This window comes from Shewanella hafniensis, from assembly GCF_019655335.1.
GTDB classification, from domain to species: Bacteria; Pseudomonadota; Gammaproteobacteria; order Enterobacterales; family Shewanellaceae; genus Shewanella; species Shewanella hafniensis.
Genome location: NZ_BPFD01000086.1, coordinates 1 through 17,458 on the forward strand (window position 1 = coordinate 1; position 17,458 = coordinate 17,458).

23 protein-coding genes and 1 pseudogene are annotated in these 17,458 nt (G+C 43.3%); 16 read left to right on the top strand and 8 right to left on the bottom strand.

Annotated elements, in window-relative coordinates; translation table 11 throughout:
• Positions 1-251 precede the first annotated feature (251 nt).
• From K5Q99_RS18640 to K5Q99_RS22755, 5 genes are all read left to right on the top strand, one after another.
• Entirely contained in the window at positions 252-509 is a 258-nt protein-coding gene (locus K5Q99_RS18640; RefSeq protein WP_069455582.1) for a type II toxin-antitoxin system Phd/YefM family antitoxin, read from the top strand.
• Between the two features lies 1 nt (position 510).
• Positions 511-858: a type II toxin-antitoxin system RelE/ParE family toxin gene (locus K5Q99_RS18645; protein ID WP_220777739.1), complete on the top strand. Its 348-nt coding sequence runs from the start codon at positions 511-513 to the stop codon at positions 856-858.
• 157 nt (positions 859-1,015) lie between these two features.
• Positions 1,016-1,420, top strand: coding sequence for a LexA family protein (locus K5Q99_RS18650; RefSeq protein ID WP_220777740.1), 405 nt, complete (start codon positions 1,016-1,018; stop codon positions 1,418-1,420).
• Positions 1,421-2,677, top strand: a complete 1,257-nt coding sequence (locus tag K5Q99_RS18655) for a Y-family DNA polymerase (protein WP_220777741.1) — start codon at positions 1,421-1,423, stop codon at positions 2,675-2,677.
• 202 nt (positions 2,678-2,879) lie between these two features.
• On the top strand, positions 2,880-3,644 hold the full coding sequence (locus K5Q99_RS22755) for a tetratricopeptide repeat protein (RefSeq protein ID WP_220777742.1): 765 nt from the start codon (positions 2,880-2,882) through the stop codon (positions 3,642-3,644).
• A gap of 356 nt (positions 3,645-4,000) precedes the next feature.
• On the opposite strand, the gene K5Q99_RS18665 is transcribed toward K5Q99_RS22755, so the two are convergent.
• Positions 4,001-4,519, bottom strand: a complete 519-nt coding sequence (locus K5Q99_RS18665) for a metal-dependent hydrolase (protein WP_220777743.1) — start codon at positions 4,517-4,519, stop codon at positions 4,001-4,003.
• Positions 4,506-4,751: a hypothetical protein gene (locus tag K5Q99_RS18670; protein ID WP_220777744.1), complete on the bottom strand. Its 246-nt coding sequence runs from the start codon at positions 4,749-4,751 to the stop codon at positions 4,506-4,508. Before K5Q99_RS18670 ends, K5Q99_RS18665 begins: the two co-directional genes overlap by 14 nt.
• A gap of 287 nt (positions 4,752-5,038) precedes the next feature.
• Between K5Q99_RS18670 and K5Q99_RS18675 the strand changes: the two genes are divergently transcribed.
• Genes K5Q99_RS18675 through K5Q99_RS18685 form a run of 3 tightly spaced genes read left to right on the top strand, consistent with a single transcriptional unit; the run spans position 5,039 to position 6,557 of the window.
• Positions 5,039-5,815 (top strand): ParA family protein, encoded by a 777-nt coding sequence (locus K5Q99_RS18675; protein WP_220777745.1) that lies wholly within the window; start codon positions 5,039-5,041, stop codon positions 5,813-5,815.
• 17 nt (positions 5,816-5,832) lie between these two features.
• Positions 5,833-6,138, top strand: coding sequence for a hypothetical protein (locus K5Q99_RS18680; RefSeq protein ID WP_220777746.1), 306 nt, complete (start codon positions 5,833-5,835; stop codon positions 6,136-6,138).
• Positions 6,139-6,164: 26 nt separating this feature from the next.
• Positions 6,165-6,557: a hypothetical protein gene (locus tag K5Q99_RS18685; RefSeq protein ID WP_220777747.1), complete on the top strand. Its 393-nt coding sequence runs from the start codon at positions 6,165-6,167 to the stop codon at positions 6,555-6,557.
• Positions 6,558-6,823: 266 nt separating this feature from the next.
• Here K5Q99_RS18685 and K5Q99_RS18690 read toward each other — a convergent pair whose 3' ends face one another.
• The gene (locus K5Q99_RS18690) at positions 6,824-7,690 is read right to left on the bottom strand and encodes a RepB family plasmid replication initiator protein (protein ID WP_220777748.1); all 867 of its coding nucleotides are present in this window, start codon (positions 7,688-7,690) and stop codon (positions 6,824-6,826) included.
• A gap of 477 nt (positions 7,691-8,167) precedes the next feature.
• Here K5Q99_RS18690 and K5Q99_RS18695 point away from each other — a divergent pair, with 477 nt between their 5' ends.
• The 3 genes from K5Q99_RS18695 (at position 8,168) to K5Q99_RS18705 (ending at position 9,797) form a co-directional block, all read left to right on the top strand.
• On the top strand, positions 8,168-8,467 hold the full coding sequence (locus tag K5Q99_RS18695) for a ParA family protein (RefSeq protein ID WP_220777749.1): 300 nt from the start codon (positions 8,168-8,170) through the stop codon (positions 8,465-8,467).
• 17 nt (positions 8,468-8,484) lie between these two features.
• On the top strand, positions 8,485-8,790 hold the full coding sequence (locus K5Q99_RS18700; protein ID WP_220777750.1) for a hypothetical protein: 306 nt from the start codon (positions 8,485-8,487) through the stop codon (positions 8,788-8,790).
• Positions 8,791-9,005: 215 nt separating this feature from the next.
• The gene (locus K5Q99_RS18705; protein ID WP_220777751.1) at positions 9,006-9,797 is read left to right on the top strand and encodes a hypothetical protein; all 792 of its coding nucleotides are present in this window, start codon (positions 9,006-9,008) and stop codon (positions 9,795-9,797) included.
• A 174-nt stretch (positions 9,798-9,971) separates the two neighbouring features.
• Here the strand turns inward: K5Q99_RS18705 and K5Q99_RS18710 are convergent, their stop codons facing one another.
• Positions 9,972-10,853 carry a RepB family plasmid replication initiator protein gene (locus K5Q99_RS18710; protein ID WP_220777752.1) on the bottom strand — a complete coding sequence of 294 codons (882 nt, stop codon included), beginning with the start codon at positions 10,851-10,853 and terminating at the stop codon, positions 9,972-9,974.
• A gap of 1,713 nt (positions 10,854-12,566) precedes the next feature.
• Here K5Q99_RS18710 and K5Q99_RS18715 point away from each other — a divergent pair.
• Both K5Q99_RS18715 and K5Q99_RS18720 read left to right on the top strand, forming a co-directional pair.
• Positions 12,567-13,436 (top strand): phage integrase N-terminal domain-containing protein, encoded by an 870-nt coding sequence (locus K5Q99_RS18715; RefSeq protein ID WP_220777753.1) that lies wholly within the window; start codon positions 12,567-12,569, stop codon positions 13,434-13,436.
• Between the two features lie 49 nt (positions 13,437-13,485).
• The gene (locus tag K5Q99_RS18720; protein WP_220777754.1) at positions 13,486-13,626 is read left to right on the top strand and encodes a hypothetical protein; all 141 of its coding nucleotides are present in this window, start codon (positions 13,486-13,488) and stop codon (positions 13,624-13,626) included.
• Here K5Q99_RS18720 and K5Q99_RS18725 read toward each other — a convergent pair.
• Positions 13,623-13,823, bottom strand: a complete 201-nt coding sequence (locus tag K5Q99_RS18725; RefSeq protein ID WP_220777755.1) for a hypothetical protein — start codon at positions 13,821-13,823, stop codon at positions 13,623-13,625. The genes K5Q99_RS18720 and K5Q99_RS18725 overlap by 4 nt on opposite strands.
• Before the next feature lie 123 nt (positions 13,824-13,946).
• Here K5Q99_RS18725 and K5Q99_RS18730 point away from each other — a divergent pair, with 123 nt between their 5' ends.
• On the top strand, positions 13,947-14,201 hold the full coding sequence (locus K5Q99_RS18730) for a hypothetical protein (RefSeq protein ID WP_220777756.1): 255 nt from the start codon (positions 13,947-13,949) through the stop codon (positions 14,199-14,201).
• Positions 14,202-14,323: 122 nt separating this feature from the next.
• Here the strand turns inward: K5Q99_RS18730 and K5Q99_RS18735 are convergent, their stop codons facing one another.
• Together K5Q99_RS18735 and K5Q99_RS18740 are read right to left on the bottom strand one after the other, a co-directional pair.
• Positions 14,324-14,608, bottom strand: a complete 285-nt coding sequence (locus K5Q99_RS18735) for a type II toxin-antitoxin system RelE family toxin (RefSeq protein WP_220777757.1) — start codon at positions 14,606-14,608, stop codon at positions 14,324-14,326.
• Positions 14,598-14,840: a type II toxin-antitoxin system RelB/DinJ family antitoxin gene (locus K5Q99_RS18740; protein ID WP_220777758.1), complete on the bottom strand. Its 243-nt coding sequence runs from the start codon at positions 14,838-14,840 to the stop codon at positions 14,598-14,600. The genes K5Q99_RS18735 and K5Q99_RS18740 overlap by 11 nt, the downstream gene beginning before the upstream one ends.
• A 325-nt stretch (positions 14,841-15,165) precedes the next feature.
• Between K5Q99_RS18740 and K5Q99_RS18745 the strand changes: the two genes are divergently transcribed.
• Positions 15,166-15,888 carry an AbiU2 domain-containing protein gene (locus K5Q99_RS18745; protein WP_220777759.1) on the top strand — a complete coding sequence of 241 codons (723 nt, stop codon included), beginning with the start codon at positions 15,166-15,168 and terminating at the stop codon, positions 15,886-15,888.
• 147 nt (positions 15,889-16,035) lie between these two features.
• Complete coding sequence (locus tag K5Q99_RS18750) at positions 16,036-16,518, top strand: hypothetical protein (RefSeq protein ID WP_220777760.1); 483 nt, start codon at positions 16,036-16,038, stop codon at positions 16,516-16,518.
• A 211-nt stretch (positions 16,519-16,729) separates the two neighbouring features.
• On the opposite strand, the pseudogene K5Q99_RS18755 reads toward K5Q99_RS18750, so the two are convergent.
• A pseudogene (locus K5Q99_RS18755) lies at positions 16,730-17,329 on the bottom strand (Tn3 family transposase); the annotation flags it as partial.
• Between the last annotated feature and the right edge of the window lie 129 nt (positions 17,330-17,458).

A 17,458-nucleotide genomic window follows, 5' to 3' on the forward strand; every position in this document is an offset into this window, starting at 1 on the left:
TACCTGAGACATTTGAACGTGCATTTTTTTGCATTGCAAAAAATGCACGTTCAAAATTGACTATAAAAAAATAGCGCAATTCTCATAAAATCAATTTTGAAAAAGTAACAATTTCAAGTTACTCGACTATCATTTGTATAATGGCAGTCTATATTTGGTCTTTATTTAGTCTTTTTATTTGTCTGTGATATGATTACGATCATAGTCAATATGGCTATCTTATTCCCTATCAATCAGCCAGGCACAAACCTATGAACATAGAAACAATCAGTTTTTTGAAAAAAAATGCTGCGAACTTGCCACTCGATGAGCCGATGATTATTACTCAAAATGGTGTCCCTGCTTACGTTATAGAGTCAGTTGCGGATAGAAATCGACGCGATGAAGCGATAGCTTTACTCAAGATGGTCAGTTTTGCGAAAAGTGATCAACAAAATGGTCGAACAATGTCATCAAGTACTTTCAAGGAACGCTTGGCGGATCGTAAGCTCGCGTTAAAGGATAAGTAGTATGTCTGTGGTGAAACTTGAATATACCAAGACATTTGAAGATACCGTAAATAGTGCCATATCTCACTATTCTCAGTGGAATGAAGAGATTGCTGTAATAGAGAGAATTGAGGCCATTATTGATGCCTTTGAAGCTTCCGTTACGCAAAATCCTTTTAGCCATTCACTATGCCAAGAGTTAGTTGAGCTTGGAGTTACTCAGATAAGACATGCGATAAAAGAGGATTTTAGAATACTGTATGAGGTTAGCTACGTTAGTGGCGAAGTCCTGATTACAGTGTTACTTTTTTTGAGCCAACGACAAAGTATACAGAATCAGCTGATCAATCACTGCTTAGTGTATAAGTGATATCTATCTTTTATGTATATCAAATGTAATACATTTATTTTGTATGGTTATGTTTTAAAATGATTTTATTTTAAGTCACTAAATTATTTTTAGAGCTTGTGTAAACTAGATGACTTGCTAAAATTAACTGTATATTTATACAGCTAATTGGTGTGTTATGCGTGTTATTCCTATCCCTGCCCAAGCGGGTATTACCGGCTTTGAAAGCCCCGCAGCTGAATATACTCAGCTTGGGCTTAGCCTTGATGAATTGCTTATCACCCATCCTAGTGCCAGTTTTTTATGCGTAGCTCAGGGGGATTCAATGCAAGACGTTGGGATTTATGATGGTGATGTATTAATCGTTGACCGCCATGAAACCGCCCGCAATGGTGATGTGATAGTCGCAAATTTTAACGGGCTTTTTGTCTGTAAACTTATCGATACCCAAAGGCGTTTGTTATTGTCATGTAATGAACAATATCAGCCAGTATTGGTGCATGAATACGATGAGTTTAGTATCGAAGGTGTGGTCACTCGCTCTATTCGTTGTCATCGTCCTAGTCCGTTACTGTGCCCTTAAATGTTTGCTCTCGTTGACGCCAATAGTTTTTATTGCAGCTGCGAGCAGGTGTTTCGGCCTGATTGGCGCAAAAAACCTGTGGTGGTGCTCAGTAATAACGATGGAATGGTTGTCGCTGCTAACCGACAGGCTAAAGAAGCGGGTATCCCTAAATTTGTGCCCTACTTTCAAATTCGCGATCTCTGCCAGAAAAAGGGTGTGATTGCGCTATCGTCTAATTACGAATTGTATGCCGATTTATCGGCCAAAATGATGCAAATTATCGGGCGCTTTGCACCTGAACAATACGTGTATTCGATTGATGAATCCTTTCTCTCTTTTAATCGCTGTTATCCCGCCATTACGTGTTTAAAAACGCACGCACAAGCGATCCGTCGCACTGTGTGGAAAGAGGCTCGTTTGCCGGTGTGTGTCGGCATAGGGAGCACCTTAACGCTCGCAAAAATAGCGAATCATGCCGCGAAACAAATACCTGGTTATGCGGGTGTCTGTGTTATTGAGTCTGGGCAGCAACGCCTTGCGATATTACAGCAAATGCCAGTGGGTGAAGTGTGGGGTATTGGTCGGCGCTTGTCGGCCAAATTAACCCTAATAGGCATTACTACGGCGGCGCAATTGGCGGCCATGCCGCCAGGGCTTGCCCGTAAACAATTTAATATTGAACTCGAGCGCACTGTGCGCGAATTAAACGGCCAAGTGTGCAAACAATGGGATGAAGCACGGGCCGATAAGCAGCAAATATTTTCAACTCGCAGCCTAGGCGAGCGCATTACCGATATTGATGCCCTGCAGCAAGCACTGTGTAAGCACGCGGGGATCGCTGCCGCAAAAGCGCGGCAACAAGGCTCAAGCTGTAAAAGTATGTTGGTATTTGCCAGTAATTCGCCACACGATGAGCGGCCTGTGAGTTATAAAGCCGTGGTGCAGTTTCCTTGCCCCACAGCATCCACGGCAGAGATCACGGCTGCAGTATCGCGAGTGTTACCACAAGTTTTCCGTTCTGGTGTGCGTTATTACAAAATTGGCGTGGGGTTAGTTGAGTTAATGCCTACAAAGCATATTCAGTATGATTTGTTCCATGCTCCCACTGAGAATCCCGCACTGATGCAAACTTTTGATAAGTTAAATCAACGCTACGGTAGTGATTGCATATTCATGGCGGCTCAAGGTATTGAGCATAAATGGGCCATGCGTAGAGATAAATTAACCCCTCAGTACACTACTAAATGGATGAATTTACCGAAAGTGCAGTGTTAGCCGTCAATATTTTTGAATGCAAAAAAATGATTTTGTAACTTTATCAAGTTATTTTACTAGTCATTGCGGAACAGCTAAGTGTCACAAATCGAGCGGAGTTTTGCGACGCTTAATCGTTATAAAACTATTTTGCAAAATTATCAATATGTTATATTGTTGCATTTTGTTATGGCGTTGTTTTATTTGGTTTGAGGGGGTGCTTATGAAGGCTGACTATTTGTTATTGGCAATTGTGATGGGCTTTACCCCTCTTACAGTCGTAGCCAAAGATTGGAGTATTGAGCCGTTAGCTGCGGTACAGCAAGCCGCTGAGCAGGGTGACGCTAGGGCGCAGTATAATCTCGCACTTATGTACTTTAAAGGCCAAGGAGTAATACAAGACTATAAACAAGCGGTAAAGTGGTATCAGCAAGCCGCTGAGCAGGGTGACGCTAGGGCGCAGCATAATCTCGCACTTATGTACTCTAAAGGCCAAGGAGTAATACAAGACTATATACAAGCGGTAAAGTGGTCTCAGCAAGCCGCTGAGCAGGGTGATTCTAGGGCGCAGTACAATCTCGCACTTATGTACTATGACGGCCTAGGAGTAATACAAGACTATAAACAAGCGGTAAAGTGGTATCAGCAAGCCGCTGAGCAGGGTTACGCTAAGGCGCAGTACAATCTCGCAGTTATGTACTATAAAGGTCAAGGAGTAATAAAAGACTATAAACAAGCGGTAAAGTGGTCTCAGCAAGCCGCTGAGCAGGGTTACGCTAAGGCGCAGAACAATATCGCAGCCGTGTACTATGAAGTTAAACAAGACTATAAACAAGCTTATGCTTGGTATTCTAATGCTGCCGCTAATGGTCATGATGATAGCGCTAAAGGCCGTGATATGGCTGCCAATAAGCTTACTCCCACTGAGTTGGCTGAAGCGCAAACTCTAGCAAAACGCTATTTTGCGCAGTATCAGCCCAAGCTATAACTCTGTGGGTTCTTAGAATTGTCGACATCCGAATTATGCGGGTGTCCTTATATGTGTGATTATGTGCTTTTGTTTAATAGTATCGATTGTGTAACATTATCAAACTATTTTGCGATTAATCGTGATAGCCGCTCGAGCGTGTGGTGATCTGTTCTCTCTATTTCTGCCACGGGTTTGCTTAAATCTTGGTGGCATAATTGCCAAACTTGGCCATGTTCGACAAGGTAGTAACCTCGAGGGTTAAGGTCTAAAACGCATAAATTCATACAAACAGAACCATTGACTAAGGCACAAATCTGATTGCAGGACATACACTTCCTTTGTGGTTTATGTATTTCAAATGTAATACATTTTGATTATAAGATTCTGAATCTGTTCTGTTTCCATTCGTATGCGTCAATAATCCCTTTATCATAAAAGCCTGCCCAATCGTAGAAAAACGGGATAAAACCGCTATCCCCGAGCAGCTTGATAAACAAAATACACAACACGACAACGGCAAAACTAATGGCATATTCCACTGGATCACCGGTGCGAAAGCGGCCCCCGAACAAGTGAAAACGCCGGTCGCTGTAAGGCGAAAATAGCACACCAGTCACCGTCATGGCGTCGGTGATAATATGCGAAAACCCGCCCCAGGCGAATGCCGTTAACATGCCTTGATAATCAAACAAAAAAGTTGCCGCGAGTGCAGCAATCAGCCAATGCGTCAAAATATGCGTCACGCCACGATGTTTAATATGGCGGCCAGTGAGTTTCACCACCCATTCCATCCAATCGGGCGCGGTGGCACCTATCACGGCTGGCGCGACATGGATCGGTGAGATCACCGCGCAAATGCTGCCAGCAATAAGCGTATGGTTAATCCACTTCATCGAAATAGCACCATTGCTTAGTTTCTTCGTTGAAGTACATATCTTGAGTAAATGCCTTAGTTCTGCCCTCTTTATATTCTTGTAACGCTATGTCGGCCAATTCGCTCAATTCATTCATACAACGCATGGGAGGAACTGGCTGCAACCAAAAATAGGCAAAAGCGGCAATATAAAAAGTTGCGCTCATGATTGAGCTATAAATGATGACTCGTTTCCAATGCATGGTTTTCATAGCGTTCCCTCGCTTATTGAGATTTAGGTAAAATTTAGCAATGGTAATTTTTATTCGTTACTTATCGTAATATTAGAGACATTATCCTAGGTTAGAGCAGGATCGGAAACTGTGCTAAAAAATCGTTCGTTAATTTCGCGCAGTAGAATGACGGGTTCTAGGCATCACAAGGGATATAGCTTAATTGATGTATTACATTTGAGATACAACGCATTTTAGAAAGCAGAACTATACACAAGGAATTTAATGTATTACATTTGTCCTACATTTTTAGTCGAGGGTGTGCTGTGAAAACGCTAGCAGTGATAAATCAGAAAGGTGGCGTCGGCAAGACCACCACAGTGATCAACCTATCCGCGCAATTAGCGCATGAGGGTAAACGGGTGCTGGTGATTGATTTAGATCCCCAGGCTAACCTATCCGTGGTGTTAACGGGCGGCCAATTTGAATTTGAACACTCGATCACTGATGTATTCGAGTCCTCGAAAAAGTGCCCTATTCAACAGGCCATTATGTCAGCGCAGTCCAACGGTGAGGCTATTCCCAACCTGTGTATTTGCCCAACGGATATTCGCCTAAGCCGCGTGATAGAACAGAGCCTCACTAAAGTTCACCGCGAACGCATTCTGTTAAAGCAGCTTGAAGCTATCGCCAGTGATTTTGACATCGTGATCTTAGATTGCCCGCCTAATCTAAGCCTAACATCGGTTAACGCCATGATGGCCGCCGATATGTTCCTGATCCCAGTCGATGGTGGTTCATTTTCATTAAACGGCTTAGCCGATTTGCTGGATGCACTTGAAGAAGTCAAAGAAAGCGAGCACGTAAACTACGCGGTATTCCGTAATGAATTTGCCAAGGCCAATAAGCTAATTAACAACTTTCTCGACGAGCAATTAGCTTCGCTTGAAGGCAAAGTATTAGCGACCACAATTCGCCGTTCTGAGGACGTCGGCCAAGCCAGCGTCAGCGGTCAAACCTTACTGAATTACAAGCCTAGTAGCCTCACGTTAGCCGATTATAAGAGCCTGGCTAAAGAAGTCATGCAACGTCTTAATGTATAACAAGTGTAATACATAATATGAGTAAATTAACTGGTGTAACTGGATTAAATAGACGTAAGACTGTTAAAGAGTCCCAAGAAAGCCCAAAGCCACAAGAGAAAATCACCACGGTTTCCACCCGCCGCAATATCACCACTGGCACGTCACCGTTGCCATTGCGCCTAACGGAAAACGATAGGGCCGATTTGAACCTATGGCTCGAAGCCCTAGAGGCGGAATCGGGTAAAAATATCACTGCAGCTAAGTTGTTCCGTGGCCTGATCAGCATGCGCGATAAGATCAACACCAAGGCATTGATCCGTGCGATTAATGATGTGACTTGATGTTCAGCTGTCTCTAGGAGTTTGTTGTGCTTACAGATAAAGACGTAAAACGGCTTTTTGAATCAGAATTTTCTGCTCTCACAGATCGCTTTCATACCATTGAAATGTCTATCCATGCCGCTAGGTACGATGGTAGTTCAGAAGTTAATGCACCTGGCGTATATGTCTTTTGGCACCCCACTCTAGGCGTTGTTAAAGTAGGTAAAAGCCAATCAAACTCAAAGAAACGCGCTCTGGAGCATCTTAGAGATAACACTAAAAAAGGTGATGTTGAAATGGCTAAACTAGGGGAGGATATTGCCACCAAAATTTTGCTGTTTAACATCATTAACGCTAAGGATTTACATTGGATACTTAGCCTTGAGGCGTTTTTAGAATGGAACGCTAAACCGATTATAAATTCTGCGAGAATGGGGTAACGCTGTTTTTGGCCCTAATTTTTTAGAGTTGATTAAACACCACTTTGAAAATGTTACTTTATCAAGTTGGTGTTTCTGTCATGGCTGCGGCTATGCATCATTTTTTCAACTTAACGCATAAAATGTTTTCAATGAAAACTGCAGTGTTTTTCTACTCATAGTTTTCAATGAAAACTGTATTGGAAGGACTTCTATAGGCTGAACGATTTGGCTCAAGGCTATAAATGATACTTCTCGTAATGGTTATGTTTTCAAAAGAGTGTACTTTAAATCGCTGCTTCTAGCTTTTTATAACGCTGATTAATCAGATAGTATTGCTCGCCGTTCTTCACTGCGAAGCTGCCAGACAGGTAGCCAATCGATTCCAACTTCTGAATACCAGTCTTAATCTTCCGATTTGCTTCTTTTTTGGACGTCTCAAGCCTCAAACGCTCTCTAAGGCGCTCAAAGGAAACGGGGTGAGGGTTCTCGGGTAAAGACGTGAAATACAAATACAGGCACTGTGCGACCTCTGCACGGGGCAATTTTTCCAGCACTCGCAGATTAACCAACACTTGGTAGTCTAACAGAAACAGATCCCACAGGGTTTCATCGGCCATTAGCTCAACAATATCTTCTTCACCGTTATACATGGCTCGCAATAACATTCCCGTATGCACCGCTTTTTCGGTATTGTTGCGCCTAAATGTCAAACTTTGGCTTTGGATGCGCCCGAGCGAATCCCCGATCTGTTTACGCAGGTTTTTATCAAAACGCCGGCTGGGATAACCGCAAAACTTAGCGAACTCTGAAAAGGTCAGTTTGACCGTGTTGGAGGAATAACCGTATTGACTGAACACCAGTACAATACCGCACCACACCTTAAAATCGGTTTCGATATTCAGCCTTTGGCCCCTGACGGTAACCAGGTCATAGCCTTCCTTTTGGCAGATATCGAGGCTCACTAGATCGCTACTGAGATCTTGTGCTTTAACATCATTCGGATTTGTTCTACGGCCAACGGGCGTAAAAACGCCTGTTCTGAGTAGAACATTAGGCTGCACACTGGTTGTGCTGCTAATCGTTAGGGGTTTACCGCTGTAAAGAGTTTCGGTAACCGGTATAGGTAATAATGCATTTTCAGTTCGAACCATGTGCGCCACTTATGCTAACAACCCAATTAGAGTACACCTAATTGTGATTGAGTATCGTTGTTTGATTTTTTGTAGCGTACATCAAAATTCGCATAGCAATTTCTTTCGGAATTTGAATTTAAATTCTTCTTGTTGGTGAATATTTTACCCACTCGGCATACACCATCGTCCCTCATTCAAGCCCAATGAAAATACACTTTGGTGTTTAGGTTTAATTTAGAGGGACAAATTTCAGCATATTTACGATTAGTTTTATTGAACAATGAAAAACTGCGGCATAGCGTGTGAAATGCTTTTTAATGGCGTAAGTTTAAATATTTGATTTTTATGGCATTGTGTTTATAGCCTTTTGGGGCGAAAAACGACTATGTACCCAATTAGCATACACCATCAACCCAATTAGAATACACCACTCTCCGATGAAAGCCTTAGTGTACTTGGGTTGTAGCTATTCTTGGGTCTTTGAGGAGCTTAAAGATGGATCTTACTGGCTCTAAGCTGTGCAAAACAGTTAATTTTTGCGCAGTAAGAACCTGTCCTAGAGGTTTCGGCGTCCCTCAAAAGAGCAAAGATAATTCTAACTGCCAATGCAACTTACTCGATGAGCAATTCGCCTTGCTTGAAGGTAAATTATTAGGAACCACGATTCGCTGTTCTGAGGACGTGGGCCAAGCCAGCGTCAGCGGCCAAACCTTACTGAATTACAAGCCTAGCACCCTTACGTTAGCCGATTATAAGAGCCTGGCTAAAGAAGTCATGCAACGTCTTAATGTATAATAAGTGTAATACATAGTATGAGTAAATTAACTGGTGTGACTGGATTGAATAGACGTAAGTCTGTTAAAGAGTCCCAAGAAAGCACAAAGCCACAAGAGAAAATCACCACGGTTTCCACTCGCCGCAATATCACCACTGGCACTTCACCGCTGCCATTGCGCTTAACGGAAAACGATAAGGCCGATTTGAATTTATGGCTCGAAGCCTTAGAGGCGGAATCGGATAAAAATATCACTGCGGCTAAGCTGTTCCGTGGCCTGATCAGCATGCGCGATACGATCAATTCTAAGGAGTTGATCCGTGCGATTAGTGATGTGACTTGATTATGGGACAACCTCCATCATTGTGGGGCAAAGCGCGTAACACAATACACTTGTGGTTTGTCATAAGGTTTGTCTGAAAGGAATGGGGTACCTTATCAAAGTCTAATCAATTTGTACTTAAACGATTGTGCCAGCACAAAAAATTGCAGATGGATTGACAATGATTTTATTCTGTAACATTTTAAAATTACCTACGTCAGTTAACAAGGTTACATATGAAAGCTAAATTATTTTTCATACATGGATTTAATACAACGTCTTTAGTTTGGCGAACAGCTATTAATATATATGAACCATCAATAGAGGTCCATTTTCATGATTGGAACTCTTACTATTCCCCTAGCCCCACATGGTCAAGAATTTTATTAAATACTGTTCAAGCTTTTAGTTATGGTTCCTGTGAATTTGCAGAAAGTTTAAAGCTTGCAGAAGCAAAGATTGATGAAGAAACTGATATTTTATTTTCTAAAATTAATCGTATATGCGGGAAAAATGAGCTTGTTATGCTTGTTGCTCACTCAATGGGGACAAAAATATTGAGACAGACTATAGACAGAATAGCTACTGAACGACCTGATATAATAATTCATTTTATGACTATTGCCGGTATAGAGAATTCTGTGAATTTTGGTTGTTTTAATACCAAGGTGCAATCTGGAGTTAATTTATTCAACCCACGAGATGATTCTGTAAAGTATTATGAATTGATTGGTGAATACTCTGATGCTCCCATAGGACGTCATGGTATTACATATGAAGATAATATTGTTAATGTAAAAGTTGATATAGAGCATTCAGACTATAACAAATCCTACGTATTTCTTAATCTATTTTATTTTTGGACAAAGCAAATTATGTTAAAACCAAGCATCACCAACTTTGTTTTCAACCAAACCGCTCCTATTTCTAGCCTCCTATCCTTCTATCCTTCTCTCCTTGTTTTACTGCCCAACTATTACTTACTGCCCTCCGAGGTGATCCGGAAGTTTTTGCTTAGTATCAAATAAAATAAAACGTTCTGCCGACGCCAGATAGTAACCAAGCAGAAAACGTTTGTGTAACACCGTTAAGTCAAAAAAAGTCGATTGATAGGCAAGTCGGTAATTTCGGTGGTTCCAGCTTAGTACCATATTATACTCTGCCTAGTTTCATAGTGTCACCATTTTGAAAAAGTTACATTATCAAAATAGCGAACCAGCAACAGCGGCTTCTAGTTTCTTATAACGCTGATCAATCAGATAGTATTGCTCGCCGTTCTTCACTGCGAAGCTGCCAGACAGGTAGCCAATCGACTCCAACTTCTGAATACCAGTCTTAATCTTACGATTTGCTTCTTTTTTGGACGTCTCCAGCCTTAAACGCTCTCTAAGGCGCTCAAATGAGACGGGGTGAGGATTCTCGGGTAAAGACGTGAAATACAAATACAGGCACTGTGCGACCTCTGCACGGGGCAATTTTTCCAGCACTCGCAGACTGACTAACACTTGATAATCTAACCGATACAGATCCCAGAGGGTTTCATCGGCCATTAGCTCAACAATATCTTCTTCACCGTCATACATGGCCCGCAATAACATCCCTGTATGCACGGCTTTTTCGGTGTTTTTGCGTCTAAATGACAAACTTTGGCTTTGAATTCGCCCGAGTGAATCACCAATCTGTTTACGCAGGTTTTTATCAAAACGCCGGCTGGGATAACCGCAAAACTTCGCGAACTCTGAAAAGGTCAGTTTTACCGTGTTGGATGAATAACCGTACTTACTGAACACCAGTACAATACCGCACCATACCTTAAAATCCGTTTCGATGTTAAGCCGTTGACCCCTGACGGTAACCAGGTCATAGCCTTCCTTTTGGCAGATATCGAGGCTCACTAGATCGCTACTGAGATCTTGTGCTTTAACATCATTCGGATTTGTTCTACGGCCAACGGGCGTAAAAACGCCTGTTCTGAGTAGAACATTAGGCTGCACACTGGTTGTGCTGCTAATCGTTAGGAGTTTACCGCTGTAAAGGGTTTCGGTAACCGGTATGGGTAATAATGCGTTTTCTGATTGTTCCATGTGCGCCACTTATGCCTATAACCCAATTAGAGTACACCATGAAACCCATTTAGAATACACCTAATTGAGGTTTAGTATCGTTGTTTTAATTTTTGTAACGTACATCAAAGGTTGCTTTGTAAATCCTTTCGAAACTTGAACTTAAAGTTTTTTTGTAGGTGAAAATTTTACCCACTCGACATACACATGACCCCAAATACACAACCCAATTAGAATACACTTTGCTATGTTAGAGAGCTTAAAGAGCAGAGTATCGCGATCAGTTTTATTGAGCTGTGGGTAACTGCGGGATAGCCAGTGAAACGCTTTATTTTCGATATAAATATAAGTTGTTGATTTTAAATAAATTAGACTTGTCGCTTTGTTCTGTGCAAAATAAGGGGCTATTTACCCAATTAGCATACACCATTTACCCAATTAGAATACACCGCTTACCCAATTAGCATACACCGCTTACCCAATTAGAATACACCATTTACCCAATTAGAATACACCAACCTCCGCGGTAGCCCTTGGTGGGCTTGAGCTGTAGCGATTCTGGGATCTCTTAGGATCTTATTGGATCTTAAAAGATGGATCTTATTGGATCTGAACTGTGCAAAACTTTTCAATTTTGCGGAGTAAGAACCCCTCCTGGGGGCTTCGCCCCCGCCGGCCCTTCCCCTCGCTTCGCTCGCTCCGGCGTCCCCCAAAAGCAGCGGCTTCGCCGCGACCAAGGGCTTCGCCCTAGTTCGCCTAAAGGCTCCACCCTTACCCCAAAATGCCTCGCCATTTCCTGCCGTTGGCAGGGGCGAGATTTAAAAGCACCGCTATAAGTGGATTTTGTCTTCGACCATTTAACCATCTCAGTGCGGATAGCCCGTTACCCTGCGGGGCTAGTTCGCTTCGCTCACGGTCTAGCAGAAAGATAAAGCAAAAATCGGCATTAAGAGTCCTAAATCAAGATTTGCAGCGTTTTTCTTGCAATGGCAAACGTTCTATCAATATCAAGACAAAGACGCTTAAAACGCTTCCTAGGCGTTTTAACGATGCCTGAAAATAACCCATTAACACTGCTAATCATCTCACCTAAATGCTTCGCCATTTCTTGCCGCTGAACGCATGCCGGCTAGCGAAGTCTGCTGGTATGCGTGAAGTGGCCGGCTTGGATAATTTGAAAAAGTTACGAAATCAAATGTTAAAAGAAGCCAGCGTAGAGGGGGTATGTCACTCCATTTTAAGGGAGTGACATACCCCCAGGTGTGCTCCTCATGCGGGGGATGTTGGCTTCTTTTGGCATTTTAAGCGCGTGATAGCGGCCGCCGCTATTGCGTGCGAATTTGGCTTGCGGTAAAGTGACATTTCTTCCAGCGCATCTCTCGATGCTTCAATATTTCTCCGTAAAAAATACTTTTTTGCTCCCGTCCAACAGGACGTTTGTAGGATCACTGACTAGCACTCAGACTTGATGGCGGCGCTCAACAGAGACGCATCATTTGTGGCAATTGCCCTTAGCAACACCTGCTCAATACCCTTGTGGGTTCTTACCTGTTCTCGGCAGTAGGAACGAGCATTAACACTAAACTGACTTCCGAAGTGGCCGCCTAGCGCATGCTGAAGGCCGATGTGTTGCTAATCCGCTCGAGCAAACCTAATTCCATTGTTAATGCGCCTATATGGCGCATTCCCTTTATTTTGATTTCGTAACTTTTTCAAGAGATTTCAAGGGATATTATGGCGTCCACGTTCCTGTTTCAGGCCAATCAGTTTTTGAAGCAACACTGCACCAGTTCATTCGCAACGAAATCGGAGCGAATTAAAACGATCCGTTTAGTCGATAAGCAATTGAGAGAATTAGGGTTTAAAAATCTGCAGTTGAAAGGGCTAAAGCCAAAACATATCGATGCACTGTTGCAAAAATGGCAGGCGAAAAACTTGTCTGCAGGGACAATTAAAAACCGGATGGTGCATATCCGTTGGCTAACCGAAAAAATAGGCAAAAAGGGCGTGATATCCCCGTCAAATTCGGATTTAGGGATCGATAAACGGGTGTATGTCACCAATGAAAATAAGGGAAAAACGCTGACCGAAGCCCAACTTAATGCGGTGTCCGATCCGTATATAAAAATGTCGCTACAGCTTCAAGCCGCGTTTGGCTTAAGGCGCGAAGAAGCGATGAAGATGATTGTCGATAAGGCAGTTCAAGGCGATCGTTTGCTGTTGGATGCGTCTTGGTGCAAAGGCGGTAGAGATCGCACGATCCCAATTTTGACTGACGAACAGCGCCAACTATTGGCACAGGCGAGCACGTTAACCCGTGGCGGTTCGCTCATTCCGCCGCAGTTAATGTATGTGCAGCAAATGAAACGCTATGAAAATACTTGTCTTAAGATTGGCCTTGATCGGGCGCATGGCTTGCGTCACCGCTACGCGCAGCAGCGTTATGTCGCATTAACCGGCTTCGAATGTCATGCCGTGTCTGGGGTGGCGGCTAAAATGCTGTCAGAGGCGCATCGGACGTTAGATAAGATGGCAAGGGCGGTGATTACGCAGGAGTTAGGCCATGGTCGGTTGCAGGTTACGGCTGTTTATCTGGGCGCGTAGTGCTGTTACTATCAACTCAGTGCAATATCCCATTTAGGAGGCGGGCGCCATGAGTACGATTCAGATTGTTGGTATGTTTATGATTGTCGCGACCTTTGGCACGCTGATTTATTCGGGATACTTGTTATATACCCATAGCAGCTTACCTGATCAGTCTGGTAAGTCTCGTCAGCGTGGTAAAAAGCGCTAGTGCTTTTTTTTCTTCACGAGCATGTCGCTGACGCTGTCATACCCCCAAAGCTCGTTGAGGTCGAGTTGATCCTTTCCTAACACATTCGCAGCCCTTTCTAGCCAATTAAGGACAAGGGGATCGTCGAAGGGCAGCTTCTGTTGCACCATGGCCAATAACTCGTCTTTTAACGCTTGCTTTTCTGGGGTGAGTGCCATGCTAAATCCTCTTCATTTTGTCACGATTTTATCATTATCTTCATTGTGTCACGATATTGATTTCTTGATTTTGTAACTATTTCAAGTTATATTGATTTTGTAACTTAATCAAGGGTAACGCTTATGACTGAACAAACCAAGTCAAATAACCATGGCGGCGCACGCCCAGGTGCGGGTCGTAAAACCAAGTATGAAAAGACAGTGGTGATGCGGGTGCCTGAGAAGTACCAAGAGGTGATCAAGGCACTGATCACTCACTTAGACGAGACCGCTTACCTGAATAGTCATTATAAAAATGGGCAGGAATCTGAGCCGGTGTATCTGCGTTCTCTCGATGACAATAAGCAGAATATTACCTTTAAAACCATGCCGTTCTAGGCGGTGTTGCACTGTGCAACACCGAATGCAGCAGGGGCGGGAATTTAATTTGATTATGTAACTTAATCAAGTTTGTTTACCACTGACTCGGTAAACATAATCGGGTGTGGAATACCCGTAGACTAGAGGCGTTTCTCTGCCGCTGAATACACCGCCAAGCGTTCTCGTTTGCCTACGGCCACGACAAACACGGTAATGCGTTCATCTTGAACTTGGTATACCAAGCGATATCCCGATGTTCGCAACTTGATTTTGTAACAGTCAGGGAGATCCCTGAGCTTGTTTGCTTCGATATGGGGATGCTCCAGTATCTCCGCCAATTTCTTTTTTAGCTGCTGCCTGATGGGATCTCCGAGCTTCTTCCATTCCTTTAGGGCGCGGGGATCAAACTCTAACTTATAGGTCATCGAGCGAAACCTCGATCCCCTTGCGAGGGGTCGCTAAACGCTCTTTTACCAAGGTAATCAAGGCTTCATCATCGGCAGTGAGCAGTACCGGCTTAAAGGGTAAAGCGCCTCTTGTCGCGACATATTCAAGCGTCTGGCGTAATGCTTCTGAAGGGCTTACACCTAATTTTTCCAATGCAGCAAAAGAACGCTCTTTGAGTTCGTCATCGATGCGTATGTTGATTGTGCCCATAGAAACCTCGTGTAATTACAAATGTAGTTACAATATAGTCTTGTCCGTTGCCTGCGGCAAGATTTTATTTACAGTTACGGGAACTGCATCCGTGAGAGTGTAAAAAGGTCTGTGTAAATGGCATTCTAACTATGAACTTGAAACTATAAAATTTTGCCCGAAAATGAGTTATTGAATCAGACTTGCCTAGCCTGGTTCATAAATAAAATCCTGTTCTTTTACGCAAGCTTTTGCTAAACAGAATCGCTTATGTAAAGAGAGTCTTAGATAATAAGTATGGAAAACGTTCATGCGCACTAATAAATGTTAGGCAAACAGAGAAAATATGAACAGCAAAATTCAGAATCGAATTGAAAAAAACGAGATGATACTTTCCAGTATTGTAAATACCTACTTCCTAGCTGACCAAAATCAGAAGTTGTTCGGACAATTATTAGATAACCCTGATTTGCTTACTCGTTGGGATGATTCGTATGCAGTAAATGGGGTTAATTGTATTCGATTTTCGCTATATATGTACGTCTTGTCAGAAATGCGTGCAATCTTGTTCGACACGCATAAGAAAGTAGCGAGTATTCATAATGTCCTTAATAGCCTTGAAGACGAAAAATTTTTAAATCAATTAAGAAAATGGTTTTGCGACACTAGCCAAAAGGAAATTCTATCATTTGACGGAACTTTGCCGGAAGAAGAAAAAGATTACTTTCGAGCTGAGGATAGCAAGTTAAAGGCTATTTGGTTTGATAAGTTGCTTGAGCAAGCAACTACGAATTATGAGGTACTACTTACTTCTGAAATTGGTTCAAGGGTAAATAACGCTCGAAATAAAATGATATCCCATAAAGAATTCCAATCTGCTGATGGTCTTGGGCGAAGAGTGTTTGAAGCTAATGATTTCGGTTTAGTTTACTCTGATGCAAAAGGCATTATTGAAATGTCGCATGACATCATTTTCCCGCTATATAGCCTGTTTACTAAGTCTCACTTTGATAGTAATAACTCAATGAATCATCATGAAATCGTTGCCAAAAAATTTTGGGCGAAATAGTTTTCCTAGCAAAGCGTTTAAACAAATGCGCAACGCTCGGAATTTTCGGTTTTCTTGAGTTTAGTTTTTACAGCACAATGGGTTAAGTTTGGTGATAGCGTCGCTCACTACTTAACGCGACGTTAGCTTATTGCAGAGTGGTCAATAATGTATAAATTTTTAATTCTATTGTTACTTACATTTTATTCTAAATATGTTTTTCCTGATGAAACCTCATGGTCTGTAGAAAAGCTACCTTTTGATCCCGGCGAGGAGCAGATTCCTAGTGTTGTTAGCGAGTCGAAATTATCAGTGGCGTATGTAATGCGACACCCAATCAAAAAAGACACAAGGTTATATTTCATGCTTAACGATGACAGTTGCAAAGTAGATTTATCTGCGGTTGGTATGCATTTTGTATATATAAACAATGAAAAAGATCTCTTCATGAGCTCTTGTTGGGATGCTTCGCACCGAAGGTTTTACTCTCTTTCGGGGGGGTATCTTTTAATAAATGAGTTTTTAAATAAAAAAACGGTGTCCATAAGAGAAATTGAACCTACAAGTGGTTTGGCTCCAATAAATCAAAAGTTTAGCGCAGAAAATTTTGAAAACAGTTTCTATTCTTATAACAAGAAATCTTCCCATTAAATTAACAACGCTAACAAAGCAATCGAACGGATTAAAGTTAGGAATCTAGCACGCTTTTGTCCCAAAAGTGAGCCCGTGAATCACTCTACACCAGACTGATTCACCTAAGCCCCTAAAACCCGCTCTAGCGCCACATTTCCGGCTATTCTGGGGCGGTTTTTTCCCTTAAGATGAATCAGGGGTCGTCTCAGAAAACGGAAAATAAAGCACGCTAAGCCGGTGGCAGCGGTCGCAATGGCCTGAACTTCCCCGCACCGACCTTGGCACTGCTGCGCCATAGGTAATCGCCGGTCAGGTTGATATGCTCCCACCCCAGCGGGGACAGATATTGCAGCAACGTGTCGTCCAGCGCCATGCCGTGGGCACGCAAAGCACTGGTGGCACGCTCCAGATAGACCGTGTTCCACAACACGATGGCCGCCGTCACCAGATTGAGGCCGCTGGCCCGGTAGCGCTGCTGCTCAAAACTGCGGTCGCGGATTTCACCCAATCGGTAGAAGAAGACCGCCCTGGCCAGCGCGTTGCGCGCCTCGCCCTTATTCAGCCCCGCATGGACGCGGCGGCGCAGCTCCACGCTTTGCAGCCAATCCAGAATGAACAGCGTGCGCTCGATGCGCCCCAGCTCGCGCAGGGCGACGGCCAAGCCGTTTTGGCGCGGATAGCTGCCGAGCTTGCGCAGCATCAGCGAGGCCGTCACCGTGCCCTGCTTGATCGAAGTGGCCAGCCGTAGGATTTCATCCCAATGAGCGCGAATAGCCTTGATGTTCAGCCTGTCGCTGCTAATCATCGGCTTGAGTGCATCGTAGGCAGTATGGGGTGTGAAGCCCAATGGTACGAAAACGTACGCTAAGGCCATTTGTCCAGCTCCGGTGGTTGTTTCAGCGGCCTCAGTTGCCCATTTAGTACTTGTTCAGTAAGGGTAAACGAATAATGCCCCAAC